Here is a 12,304-nt window from a genome sequence, read left to right on the forward strand (position 1 = left end):
TGCATCGTCTGACATTGAATCCTATTCGATGCCAGAACGTATGCGTATGAGCTTCGAGGAGCTGGGTCCCACATTTGTAAAGCTGGGACAGCTCCTTGCCACTCGCCCCGATCTAGTTCCCGAAGCTTATATTACTGAATTTGAAAAACTGCATGATCGAGTTCAACCCCTCCCCTTTAATGTTATTGAAGGTGTTTTAAAGGATGAATTCGGTGAACTTCTTTATAAAACCTTTTCCAGTATTGATCCTGAGCCATTAGGATCAGCAAGTATCGCGCAAGTCCACAAGGCTCGTCTTGCTTCGGGCGAAGATGTTGTTATCAAGGTTCAGCGCCCCGGTATTATTCAAACTATTAACGATGATTTGAATGTCCTGTATTTGCTGGCGGATCTTTTAGTGACCTATGTTCCAGAGAGCCGTCCCTTCAATCCCGAAGCAATCGTTCAAGAATATTTTAGAACTTTAGAGCTGGAAACGGACTTTATCGTTGAAGCTAACAACATCCGTCGTTTCCAAGAAAACTTTAAAAATGATCCGACGATAAAAATTCCAAAAGTTTATTTGGAGCTATCCACAGAAAGAGTTCTGATCATGGAAGCCCTGCCTGGGGTTCCACTGAGCGCGGATTCTCAAATTCGTGAGGGGAATGCCTCACAGGAAGTTATCAAGCGCGCGTTGGGCGCCTACCTGCAAATGGTATTCGAAGATGGATTATTTCACGGAGATCTTCACGCAGGTAACTTTTTTATTCTTCCTGACAACCATATCGGATTGATTGATTTTGGGGTCGTAGGCCGCTTGAACAAACGCGCCCAAGGCGCAATTGCAAATATGCTGCTGGCGCTTTCCATGGAAGATTACGAGCGTTTGGCGTTTGAATATGTCGATCTTGCCCCGTTCTCTGATCAAGTTAATGTGGATCTGTTTGCGAAAGAATTGCGCGAATTAATCGCTCCCTACTATGGATTGACACTTAAGAACGTCAATTTGGGTAAATTGCTTTTAAGATCTTCAGGTATTGCAGCAAGACATCACATCAAGGTTCCGACAGAACTCATGATGTTTTTTAAATCTATTGTTTCAGTCGAAGGCATTGGCCGTAAACTCAACAAAGATTTCGATTTTTTGCAGTATTCATTATCTTTCGCCGGTGAGCTTGCAAAAACTCAACTGGGTCCTGCTCGTGTGATGGACGAAATGTCTCAGATCGCACGCGAATCCAGAAGTTTCTTAAATGCACTTCCTCGACAGCTCAATTTCTATTTCCGCAAAATCAACAGTCCTGATCATTCTTTCCGACTTAAAGTCGCAGAAATGTCCGAATTGAAAAAATCCATCGAGGTTTCTTTCAATTTACTGTTTTTGGGCGTGATTATTGGCTCATTGATTTTAAGCTCGGCCTATATTTCGGTTCATCCGACTGAAAATCATATCGCTGGAATTCCTACAATGAGCTTCATCGGATTTGGGCTGGCCGTCGCTATCGGCTTTATCGCGTTTATTAACTATATCAAAAAGTCTTAAGGACCATCGATGCAGCAGTTATATTATGAAATGAGTATTCTGGCCAAAGCCGTTAATTTTAAGAATTTATCGGCCGCTGCTCTTCATGTGGGTCTAAGCCAGCCACAGCTTTCTAGAATTATCGCTAAAATCGAAGATGAGCTAAAAATCGTTTTGTTGGATCGTTCTGCAAAAAGAAAATCTGGATGGACAACAGTCGCCTTTCAGCTGGCCGAGATTTTTGAAAAATCGATTCGCAGATTAGAAACAGAATTGCAAGGCATCAGCAACAATCAAATGGTCGGCGAACTTCACATCGGCACACTTGAAGGTCTTTCTGATTTTGCATTGAATACATGTCGTCAGTGCTTCACCGAAGTGGGCGTTAAAAAAATCACTCTGGATATTTTTGACCTCAATGAACTTGAAGCAAATTTTCTATCGGGCAACCTAGACCTAATCTTTACTTCCAAATCTCCAGGTCGTCAGAAGTTTAAATATCTGACCGAGTTGGGTTTTCAAAAATTGGAATTGATAGAAACAAATCCCGACTTTGCAGTTTTAAGCACCTTTGAATACGGTCGTGCGAATAAAAAAGAGTTAGAAAGTTTTCCGCACATCTTTGTGTCAAACTCGCTCTCTGTGCGCCGATCCTGGTTAAATGATACGGGCGGAACAGGACATTTACCAACGGAAGCTAAACGTGGTAAGGCTAAAGACGCTGAACCAGTGCTCATGATTGGTTCAGAACTATTAAATCCCGTGCTATGGGAAAACATCACTGAAGCTATTAGTGAGTAAGCAAAAAAGAGGATCTGCGAAACAGATCCTCTTTGCATTTCATAACTCGCTTAAGCCATCCATTAGTGCGGAGTTGGCGGCTCGATAACTTCGCCACCATTTTCTGAGATGTAAAGATGGTCGATACCAAGAGTTACACCGAAACCAGTTGCGATTTTAAGTGACATGTTTGCTGCAAGTTGTGGCCAGCCTACTTTAACCGCTTTGAATGAACCTGCACCGATGATCACTGCAGCATCACCATTACCTGCCAAGTATTTGCCCAAGATCACATCTGGATCAGAATTGAACAAACTCAACTCACCCATGATTCCGTGGAATTTGATCCAACCAAGTCCAACTTGAGGCCCGATGCAATGTGCCCCCATTGTGATTTTCACAGGACGACTCCATTTAGTGCCATTGAAACTTGTACATTTCAAAGTACCATATGCAGTCGTTTTGAATTTACCGGCGATAATTTTGATGCCTTTCGAAACACCTGAGAAATGCATTCCGCAAACCCAAGTACGACCGCCTTGCATAGATACTTCGTCTGACATCATCGACACATCGGCAGTTTCTGCTTTCGCGACCATTCCTGCCAAACCCACAGCTAAAACAACGAGCAGCTTCTTCATGAACCTCTCCTTTAATCTTCCTTGATTGGAAATATTTTTTTGTAGCTCTTATTCGGAACTAGATCAGGAGAGGACGCAAGTTGGTGAATTGACTCCGTAAGAAAGACATGAAAAAGGGCGACACTTATGTCGCCCTTACATGTAGCTTAAAACTGGACTGCCAATTATTTTTGGGAAGACACAAATTGGTTAATGATGTCTGCCACTTCTGCAGATTCGTTGATCACACGCTGGCTGATTGCAATGTTCTCGATGAAGTATCCGAACGCACGAATATTTTGAGTGTGACTCAAGATGGGAGTCACGTTTTGCATATTGTATTTAGCGTTTTTATAAGAAGCCGCCTGAAACAAATCAGTGTAGTTAATATCAGGACGTTTGCGCGCAGCCCATTCTCGAGCCGTTTGAGCAACGTGGCAGCTCACACAATCCATGTTTTCAGGATTAAAGACATGAGGGTTTTCGATACGGTAAGCAGCAAGAACTTCCTTGCGAATTAAATCTTCATTGCCTGTTTGCAGGTTCGCAGAGTTCACTACGATCCTATTAATGGTATCGTCACCTTCAGGAGCGGGAGAGATCATGCCCTGATCAAAGTGATCGGCAGGAACCGCACGATTGATAAAGGCCTGTGCAGCGCGATCTGTGCGATGAATCTTGAACATCTGAAGCTTTCCGCCTTTAACGTCAAATCCACCGAACGCCCACATATCCCCGGCACCGCGTAGAACCATCGCAGTGATACGAGAAAGATTTTTAAGGCCCGCATACTTTAGCACGACATTGTTGAAATCCGTGATGGAAGAATGGTTTTCCTCCACATGAGCCCACACCGGATGAATCTGCAAAGGTAGACCCGTTGTATTCATGCGATATTTAGCTTTCCAGGACTGAAGGTCATTCAGCAAAGAAATGAACTCCTCATCTGTCAAAACATAGAAGGAGTGCAAAGCTGCATCGACCGTTTGGGATTTAAATCTGCCTTCTTCAAGGGGCTGCCAAACAAGGCGAAGCTGGCGCTGGCAGTTCTGAGGAGTCGGAAGAGGAAAGCAGGGATCAATACGCATAGCCACGACACGTAAGGCTTCGTTAGTTTGGTCTGGTGTCATCACTGGAGAAAGTGGCGGAATTGTATCCATAAAGCGAACCGGTAAAATCGGTCCACCCGCCCCCTGAGATTTAAGGCTTAAAAGTTGGTCCTGACCCACTTTGCGAGGTAAAGGCATCAAGTATGAAACGTCGTTCAGGTCCCAGAAGCCAAATGCAGAGAAAGAAGTCAGGCAGCTAAGTAAAAACACGCAGATTTTGTTCATGACTCTAAATTCCAAAAAGGGCGCACCGAGGCAACCACTAAATGGCAGTCATTGTTAAAACCATCGACTTGAAAATCAATTGAAACCAAAAATAAACCCCCGATGGATTTAAACCATCAGGGGCTCAGTTAAATTAGATATTTAACATTCGTTATTTCAGCATTAGCCCAAGAGTTTCAGTGCCAATTGTTGGGACTGATTCGCTTGTCCTAGAACAGACACACCTGCTTGCAACAAGATGTTATTTCTTGTCATCTCAGACGTCTCTGCTGCTACGTCAGTGTCTCTGATTCGAGAATTCGCGGCTGACAAGTTTTCATCTGCGATCAACAAGTTATTTGATGTTGATACCAGACGATTTTGTAGCGCACCGAAGTTTGCACGAATCGCGTTCACCGAAGTCAAAGCCGTGTCGATCAAGCTCAAGCTCGTTTGAGCGCCTTCTTTAGAACTTACTGACTCAGCAGTTAGGCCCAAAGCTTCCAGCGATGAGTTCGCTGCACCGGCGTTGAAGCTAATACGATCCTGGAATGGATCATTATTAACACCAACTTGAATATCGATCATTCCACCAGTTCCATTTAGAAGCTCGTATCCGTTGAATTTCGTCGCTTCAGTTACACGCTGAATCTCAGACTTCAACTGTTGATACTCGACATCTACGAACTTTCTTTCTGTATCACCGATAGTGTCAGAAGCTGCCTGCACACCCAACTCTCTCAAGCGGATAAGCATGTTAGAAACTTCGTTCAAGCTACCTTCTGCAACCTGCACTAGAGAGATACCATCATTGGCATTTCTATTAGCTTGGCGCATACCACGAATTTGGCCTTTTAAATTTTCTGAAATCGCAAGTCCGGCAGCATCGTCAGCAGCTTGATTGATTCTTTGTCCAGAAGCCAATCTTGCCATTGATCTGTCTGCATTAATTCGTGTCATATACAGGTTTTTTTGCGCATTCAACGCTGACACGTTTGTACCAATTCTTAATCCCATTCTATCCTCCGTGCATCATGTTTCTTCCTCCGTGAAGTGTTGCCATCCATTGGCATAAGACGCGATCCGTGCGTCTGTTAAATTAATAAATTGTCGGCTTGCGATAAGCTGACGCTATTCTCATCGGAAAAAATTTGAGGTCACTCGAGTCTAGTTTTTTTAAAATTTTTAAATTATTTTTGAAGGAAATTTTTCGACAAAGGACGTGTGCAAGGCACGACAAAAAAGAAACACGACAGGATCGTCGTCATCAACGGAATGAGTCCGTCGGAAAAGATAAAACTCAAAATACATTTCACTGCGTTTTTTCAAATGTGGTCCCCCACATTTAAGTGGGGGGCACGTCGCAGGAAACAGAGATCATTTGTCAGCTCGTAAAGCGAGCTTCGGGCTTGTACACTCGGAACTTTCACCGCAGTGAAAGTTCTCTTGAGGGTGATCTGATCATTGAAGATAAGATCGTGAACCGGGTCTTTCGTGGTCAGAGTCGGAACTTACCCTAGCATCCTTGTTAGGATAAGTTCATTAGACGCTTAACCTTGGAAAGATTTGTTCAAGAGTCCAAGTGCTACGTTAGCTTGTTGGTTCGCTTGTGCTAGTACGCTAGTACCTGCTTGCAACAAGATATTATTTCTAGTCATTTCGGAAGTCTCTTCAGCAACATCCACATCTCTGATACGAGAGTTAGCGGCTGACATATTCTCAACTGAAACTTGGATATTCGAAACAGTTGATTGTAGACGATTTTGGATCGCACCGAAGTCAGCTCTCATAGCGGAAACGCTTACGATTGCTGTATCGATCGCTGCTAGTGCATTTTGCGCAGAAGCTTTATCAGCTACAGACGTCAAGTTTACACCAAGTGCCGCAGAGTTTGCGTCAGCTTTTGAAGCGTCGAAAGAAATACGGTCGATTTCAGGATTATTTCTAGTACCTACTTGGAAATCCAAGATAGAACCAACACCCGCCAAAAGTTGAGTTCCGTTGAACTCTGTACCTTCTGCGATACGGTCGATCTCAGATACAAGTTGATCATACTCCACATTCAGGAACTGACGCTCAGTCGGTCCGACAGTGTCAGAAGCTGCTTGTACAGACAATTCTCTTAGACGAATCAAGATCCCAGAGATCTCATTCATCGAACCCTCCGCCACTTGGACTAGGGAGATACCGTCTTGAGCATTTCTTGATGCTTGTTTTAGACCGCGAACCTGAGCTTTTAAGTTCTCAGAAATCGCTAGGCCGGCTGCATCGTCACCAGCGCGGTTGATACGGAATCCTGATGCAAGCTTTTCCATGCTCTTATCAAGACCAATCTTCGTTCCCCACAAAACTCTTTGTGCGTTCAACGAAGCTGTGTTCGTGTTAATACGTAAACCCATAATTCCTCCTCCTTGAAGATTTACCGAGTTTCGATCCTTGAAACTCGAGGCACCTTACTAGTGCCGTTGGGTAGTTCATCTCTCCCCTTACTGATCGGTGTGTCTCAAAATTCCTAAAGTGATACGTCTCAAAAAAATGCAAAACTGGGCTAAAGATGGGGTGTGATGCGGCGTAACTGGTTGAAATTACTACAAATCGCTAATACTACATTCTGTATCTAGACCTAATAAACTGTCTCACAACTAGGGCTAGTGCCCTGGTCATGGCTTCTTAAAAAGTCGTTTTGAGGAGCGTTGACAGCCCCCTTTTGAACTTACATATATAGACATCACGATTTAGCGGAGGTTTTTAGTGGAAATCAGAGATCCTATTCACGGTTCAATCTATTATGCAGAGCCTGAAGTAGCTATCTTAGACACTGCTGAATACCAACGCTTAAGAGCCATCAAACAACTTGGTTTTTCTGAGATGAGTTTCCCGGGTGCTACACACAATCGCTATTTGCACTCGGTGGGTGTAGCTCATATGGTTGGAAGAGTTTTTGATTCTATCTTCCGTATTTATCCATTCTCCAAACCTTCCGTGAAAACCCGTTTGCGCCAAACAGTTCGTTTAGCAGCTTTGCTTCATGATGTAGGCCACGGTCCGTTATCTCATACAACTGAAACAGTAATGCCTCAGTTATCTGAACTTAAAATCAAAGTTTATGACGAAGAACAAAAGTGGGGCGATGCTGCCCACACGGTGATGTATAAAAATCGTCGTGCAAATCACGAAGACTATACGATTAAGTATGTAACTGATTCTAAGATCTCCGAGACTATTGAAAAGAATTTTAGTGACATCGCTCCGATTTACATCGCGTGCTTGATCGATAAAGCTTTGCACTGCCCTGATGACTTCTTTGTTGATAACGGCGTGGACTTCCGCCCTATCCTGTCGCAATTGGTTTCTTCTGAAATCGACGCGGATCGCATGGATTACTTGGAGCGCGACTCCTATTTCTGCGGAACGAACTACGGTAAAATCGACTCTCACTGGTTGATTCAAAATATGACTTTCCACCGCGTGGAAGACAAATTGTATTTGGCTTTGAACCGCCGTGCTTTGTATTCATTCGACGACTTTTTGATTTCTCGTCACCACATGCACTTGATGGTTTACGGTCACCATAAATCGATCATTTACGAAGAAATGTTGAATCGTTATTTGACATCTCCAGACTGTACCTTCCAACTGCCTGGTAATATCGACGAATACACGTTGTACAATGACTACCGCCTGCACGAGCACTTGCGTTCTGCTGACAACCCATGGGCCCAAAGAATCGCACAACGTCGTCCCTTCAAAGTTTTGCTAGAGCAGCATAATACGACAGAATCTGATCGCCCTGAGATGGTGAAGAAAGCTTTGGAAAAAGAAGGCTTGGAAGTGATCTGGGCAAGTTCTCACGCACGTTTGTCAAAATACCATACGGCTTCACCAGAAGAGCGCGCATCTACGATCTTTGTCGTCGATCAATTGGACCCTTGGAGCCATCCAACTCCCATCAATCAATCGACAGAGATTTTCCGTCGCTATGAAGGAACTCGTATCATTGACCGCATCTATGTGGCGCCAGAAGAATTTGAACGCGCTGACAAAATCCTTCGCAATCTCAAAATCTAATAAAAAGCCCTTCCGAAAGAAGGGCTTTTTTATTTGGCAGAACTTTGTACAATAAAAGTCCCGGGAGGTTCTGTATGAGTAACATCAGTTTCAAGACTATCTCTGCTGAAGAGCTGAGTCGTATTCACGAGCTTCACTTTAATAATGTCTTTAGCAATAGAACCACAGCTCCTGGTTTCTTTATTGTTGAGAGCGAACAAAATAAAATCAACGAACGTCGCAGGAAGTATGCTCCCTGGGAATTATTAGTAGGCATCTATGATGGTGAAACGCCCATTGGATGGCATGTGGGTTACGCTACCGATCCTGAAACTTTCTATATGAAGAATTCCGCCGTACTGTCGGAGTACCGCAATCGTGGGATATATTCCAAACTTTTAGAGTTTGTACTGACCGAAATTCAACGAGAAGGATTTCAAGTCGTTACCAGCATTCATCACGGAAATAATCCTGCGGTTCTTATACCAAAGCTAAAACGCGGATTTATAATCAGCGGAACTCACTTCCATGAAAAGTTTCGATTTATGATTGAGCTTAAGTACTTCATGGACTCAGCCCGAAAAAAGGCCTATGGAAAATCAATGGGCCTTGAGCTGTAATTATTTTTTTGCCGGTACAACCGCTTCAAGATGGCGGTCTTCAGCTTCGATCCATGCTTTCAAATGATCACTCAGTGGTGGCCTTTCGGAAGTAACCCCGACCAAATTGATAAGCTCTTCTGTTGTAACCAAGCCACCAGATTTTTTAAGGAACCTTGCTCTGATCATTCCGAAAGCGACGGGTTCGCCGTTAACAATAAACTTATGCTCAATGTATGTGTATTTCTCGTCCCAATAAGCCAGCTTGGTACTGATTTGAAATTTCTGAAATGGTTTGATGGATTTTTTAAATCTCATGCGCTCGGAGACAACCACGGGGTACCACCCGTTCGCGTTCATCTTAGGCATCGCACCCATACGAATCATGTAATCGACCCGTGCCAAATCCTGCATAGAAAAATAGACGCCGTTATTGATATGACGAAGAACATCCAGATCCGTTGGCCAGCAACGGTACGGAGTTAGGCACTCGTCCATCGCCCCCACTTTCGAGCGAAAGCGGGAGAATAGAAGTGTATAAAGCAAACGGAAAATCAAATTCATTGAATCACCGAATTAAGAAAGAGAGAACTTCTGTCCATTCATCGTTGCGCCCATTGGACTTACCAAGAATGCAACTGTTTGAGAGATCTTGTCTGCTTCTGTAATTTTCAAAGACGGATCGATGGCTTTCATTTTCTCCATCGCTTCTTTGATCGATTTTGATTCAGGATCATGAGCCAAGATATATTCCTCAGTTAACGCCACAGTCAAAGTATTCACTGTGACGTTGAATTCAGAAGTTTGCTTCGCTAAGGCTCCGGCAAAATCAATAAGGCCTGAACGAACACCGTGAGCCATCACGTCTTCTTTAATCTTTGCGACTGGAGAGTCATTCAAAAGATAAATGATACGACCTTTTTTACGGCTTTTCAGATAGCCGATCACTGCTTGAGTCAGCATCAAGGGAAGTTTCAAGTGACGATCTAGCATCTCATCAACCAGATCAATTCCACCATCCATACGAATTGGCGACGGTTTCTGAATCATGTTAGCGTCGATATAAATGTCCAAGCCACCAAATGTCGTTGCCGCTTTACCAACAGCATCTTTGATTTGCTCTGGAGTTTTCATTTCTGTTTGAATGGCCAACGCGCGACCGTATTTGTCACTGATTTCACGCGCATCGTTAATTTGGTTAATAAATGGAGATGCCACGGTTTTATCTGGATCCAGAATTACGCAATCTGCACCCATTCTGGTCAAAGTCATTACGATACTTGAAACAGTTGTCGTCATTGGCCCTGAAATCAGAGCCACTCGTTGGTGCAAATTCAAAGATGTTTCCATAACGCCCTACAATCTAACTAAATACGTTCAATAATAATTGCGATCCCTTGACCGCCACCGATACATGCAGAACCTAAAGCATATTTAGCGTTTCTGCGATGAAGCTCGAACACCAAGTGATTCATGATGCGAGTTCCAGAAGCACCCAATGGATGTCCTACTGCAATCGCGCCACCGTTCACGTTTGTTTTTGCTGGATCAAGACCCAATTCTTTTTCAACTGCCAGGTATTGAGCGGCGAAAGCTTCATTCACTTCCACCAAATCCATTTGTTCAAGCTTCAAACCGGCTTTTTGCAAAGCCATGCGTGCTGCACCTGCAGGACCAATCCCCATAATGCTAGGTTCACATCCCACAGACGCGTAGCTAACGATACGAGCCATTGGTTTTAAACCCAACTCTTTTGCTTTGCTTTCGCTCATAAGCAATGAACAAACTGCTCCATCAACGATGCCCGAGGCACCTGCCGCAGTCACGATACCGTCTTTTTTGAAGACTGGCTTCATGGTCGCCAATTTTTCCAAAGTTGAATCTGGTTTTGGATGTTCGTCTTTTTCGACAACCACGGGTCCCTTGCGAGTTTCAACCGTCACTGGAGTGATCTCTTGAGCAAAGTAACCTTTATCGAAAGCCGCTTTGTAACGTGTTTGAGATTGGATCGAGTATTTGTCGACTTGTTCGCGAGTGATGTTGTATTTCACCGCCAAGTTTTCAGCCGTGATCGCCATCGGAGTTCCAGCATAAGAATCCGTCAATGCAGAAGTCATCATGTCTTCAAGTTCGAAATTTCCCATACGCATACCATCGAAACGAACTTTTCTGGCAACATACGGAATTTGTGACATCTGTTCCACACCACCCGCAAGGACCGCAGTGGCTTCACCTGTTTGAATCATTTGTGCGGCGCAAATCCATGATTGGAATCCGCTTCCACACAGACGATTTACACCTAACGCTCCAACATTTACGGGAACACCAGATTTCAAACCAATGTGACGTGGAAGATAAGCAGCATCAGCACCTGACTGTACGACATTGCCAAATACCACATGATCAATTTTATCTGGAGTTACTTTTGCCGCTTCAAGAGTCGCTTTAGCAGCGATGACACCTAGGTCAGTTCCTGAAACATCTTTTAGAGATCCGCCGAAGGCGCCAAATGGAGTTCTTTTTCCGGAGATAAATACGATTTTTTCCATGGCATAAGCGTAGACTTATTACCACTGCCAAGCAAGGCCAATCATAGCTAGACTGTCACGACTGGTTCCCTTGTGACTGACTATCAAATCTTTGTTGTCGAAAACTTTTTCTTTCACTTCAACATCAGTTTCAGATGCTCGTGCATTGTAATTGATGGCCGCATTCAACCATCCTTTATATTCCATTTTTGCTAAAGCTTGGAATGCCTCTACCCTGAAGGAAAATTTATGAGAAATACCCTGCTGAGTGGCTGCAGGAACTACGACATCAGTTTTTAAAGTTTCTTGAGTTTCTTGCACGACTCGACCCAATAGACTTTCTTGGACAACATCGGAGTTGAACCATAGATTAAAAGATCGATCTGCAATTCGCCCCATCATTGATGACGTGGTTTCTGCACCTAAGTTATCTGTGGGTATGACTCGATTCACATCCGTAGTGGTGATCCTGGGAGTCACGTTATCTACGGGAATCACAAGTTTTTTGGTCGTCGATAACTCAACGCCTGCCATGCACTTTCCAGCACACAACATAGACGATAGCAATAGCAGGACAGACCAAATAAATCCCATAACAGTATTCATATACAAATAGCATTCCAGGCGTCGCCCTTATAATCCCCGTAAAATAGAGATCAGCTGCAAATAACAAAGACTCCTTAGGTGCCCGGTGCAAAAGGTGCCCTTAATGGCTGCAGTTGTCGTCATTGTGACACCATCGCTGTGACCTGTTTCAACCTGGGACAGCTTTTTGCAAACCAATGGATCGGCTGACATTTTGGAAAGGCAAAGCCCTGCTGACCCCGTGTGTTTTCAACGCTTTAGCGTCGAACACTCGCTGCAAAGTAGCGGAACTGAGCAGCCCAAATTGTTAATCGTTGAATTGTTCGAC

Annotated in this window: 12 protein-coding genes; 4 read left to right on the forward strand and 8 right to left on the reverse strand. The window is 43.9% G+C overall.

The annotated features are described in order from the left end of the window. Positions 1-28 precede the first annotated feature (28 nt). Entirely contained in the window at positions 29-1,525 is a 1,497-nt protein-coding gene (locus B9G69_RS06320; protein ID WP_265438012.1) for an ABC1 kinase family protein, read from the forward strand. Positions 1,526-1,534: 9 nt separating this feature from the next. Further along, positions 1,535-2,305, forward strand: a complete 771-nt coding sequence (locus tag B9G69_RS06325; protein WP_088616339.1) for a LysR family transcriptional regulator — start codon at positions 1,535-1,537, stop codon at positions 2,303-2,305. Positions 2,306-2,367: 62 nt separating this feature from the next. Here B9G69_RS06325 and B9G69_RS06330 read toward each other — a convergent pair whose 3' ends face one another. The 4 genes from B9G69_RS06330 to B9G69_RS06345 all read right to left on the reverse strand — a co-directional run bounded on the left by B9G69_RS06330 (position 2,368) and on the right by B9G69_RS06345 (position 6,616). Then, positions 2,368-2,925: a hypothetical protein gene (locus B9G69_RS06330; protein WP_088616338.1), complete on the reverse strand. Its 558-nt coding sequence runs from the start codon at positions 2,923-2,925 to the stop codon at positions 2,368-2,370. A gap of 164 nt (positions 2,926-3,089) precedes the next feature. Beyond that, entirely contained in the window at positions 3,090-4,238 is a 1,149-nt protein-coding gene (locus B9G69_RS06335) for a hypothetical protein (protein ID WP_088616337.1), read from the reverse strand. 162 nt (positions 4,239-4,400) lie between these two features. Further along, complete coding sequence (locus B9G69_RS06340) at positions 4,401-5,234, reverse strand: flagellin (protein WP_088616336.1); 834 nt, start codon at positions 5,232-5,234, stop codon at positions 4,401-4,403. A gap of 533 nt (positions 5,235-5,767) precedes the next feature. Next, positions 5,768-6,616, reverse strand: a complete 849-nt coding sequence (locus B9G69_RS06345) for a flagellin (protein WP_088616335.1) — start codon at positions 6,614-6,616, stop codon at positions 5,768-5,770. Positions 6,617-6,968: 352 nt separating this feature from the next. On the opposite strand from B9G69_RS06345, the gene B9G69_RS06350 reads away from it, so the two are divergent. Next, positions 6,969-8,285, forward strand: coding sequence for an HD domain-containing protein (locus tag B9G69_RS06350; protein ID WP_088616334.1), 1,317 nt, complete (start codon positions 6,969-6,971; stop codon positions 8,283-8,285). A 74-nt stretch (positions 8,286-8,359) separates the two neighbouring features. Further along, positions 8,360-8,884, forward strand: coding sequence for a GNAT family N-acetyltransferase (locus B9G69_RS06355; RefSeq protein WP_088616333.1), 525 nt, complete (start codon positions 8,360-8,362; stop codon positions 8,882-8,884). Here B9G69_RS06355 and B9G69_RS06360 read toward each other — a convergent pair whose 3' ends face one another. The 4 genes from B9G69_RS06360 to B9G69_RS06375 are packed head-to-tail and all read right to left on the reverse strand — an operon-like array spanning position 8,885 to position 11,985. After that, positions 8,885-9,427 carry an acyl-CoA thioesterase gene (locus B9G69_RS06360; RefSeq protein ID WP_088616332.1) on the reverse strand — a complete coding sequence of 181 codons (543 nt, stop codon included), beginning with the start codon at positions 9,425-9,427 and terminating at the stop codon, positions 8,885-8,887. 12 nt (positions 9,428-9,439) lie between these two features. Next, positions 9,440-10,213 carry an SDR family oxidoreductase gene (locus B9G69_RS06365; protein WP_088616331.1) on the reverse strand — a complete coding sequence of 258 codons (774 nt, stop codon included), beginning with the start codon at positions 10,211-10,213 and terminating at the stop codon, positions 9,440-9,442. Positions 10,214-10,230: 17 nt separating this feature from the next. Next, positions 10,231-11,412, reverse strand: a complete 1,182-nt coding sequence (locus B9G69_RS06370; RefSeq protein ID WP_088616330.1) for an acetyl-CoA C-acetyltransferase — start codon at positions 11,410-11,412, stop codon at positions 10,231-10,233. An 18-nt stretch (positions 11,413-11,430) separates the two neighbouring features. Beyond that, the gene (locus B9G69_RS06375; RefSeq protein WP_088617247.1) at positions 11,431-11,985 is read right to left on the reverse strand and encodes a hypothetical protein; all 555 of its coding nucleotides are present in this window, start codon (positions 11,983-11,985) and stop codon (positions 11,431-11,433) included. Positions 11,986-12,304 lie beyond the last annotated feature (319 nt).

Origin of the sequence: Bdellovibrio sp. SKB1291214 (genome assembly GCF_002209355.2) — a bacterium.
Classification (GTDB): Bacteria; Bdellovibrionota; Bdellovibrionia; order Bdellovibrionales; family Bdellovibrionaceae; genus Bdellovibrio.

What these genes read in the sequence shown, in the direction of transcription:
- B9G69_RS06370 (WP_088616330.1), bottom strand. Translation starts at nt 11,412, where the DNA reads ATGGAAAAAATCGTATTTATCTCCGGAAAAAGAACTCCATTTGGCGCC.
- B9G69_RS06375 (WP_088617247.1), bottom strand. Translation starts at nt 11,985, where the DNA reads ATGGGATTTATTTGGTCTGTCCTGCTATTGCTATCGTCTATGTTGTGT.
- B9G69_RS06335 (WP_088616337.1), bottom strand. Translation starts at nt 4,238, where the DNA reads ATGAACAAAATCTGCGTGTTTTTACTTAGCTGCCTGACTTCTTTCTCT.
- B9G69_RS06345 (WP_088616335.1), bottom strand. Translation starts at nt 6,616, where the DNA reads ATGGGTTTACGTATTAACACGAACACAGCTTCGTTGAACGCACAAAGA.
- B9G69_RS06320 (WP_265438012.1), top strand. Translation starts at nt 29, where the DNA reads ATGCCAGAACGTATGCGTATGAGCTTCGAGGAGCTGGGTCCCACATTT.
- B9G69_RS06365 (WP_088616331.1), bottom strand. Translation starts at nt 10,213, where the DNA reads ATGGAAACATCTTTGAATTTGCACCAACGAGTGGCTCTGATTTCAGGG.
- B9G69_RS06360 (WP_088616332.1), bottom strand. Translation starts at nt 9,427, where the DNA reads ATGAATTTGATTTTCCGTTTGCTTTATACACTTCTATTCTCCCGCTTT.
- B9G69_RS06330 (WP_088616338.1), bottom strand. Translation starts at nt 2,925, where the DNA reads ATGAAGAAGCTGCTCGTTGTTTTAGCTGTGGGTTTGGCAGGAATGGTC.
- B9G69_RS06325 (WP_088616339.1), top strand. Translation starts at nt 1,535, where the DNA reads ATGCAGCAGTTATATTATGAAATGAGTATTCTGGCCAAAGCCGTTAAT.
- B9G69_RS06340 (WP_088616336.1), bottom strand. Translation starts at nt 5,234, where the DNA reads ATGGGATTAAGAATTGGTACAAACGTGTCAGCGTTGAATGCGCAAAAA.
- B9G69_RS06355 (WP_088616333.1), top strand. Translation starts at nt 8,360, where the DNA reads ATGAGTAACATCAGTTTCAAGACTATCTCTGCTGAAGAGCTGAGTCGT.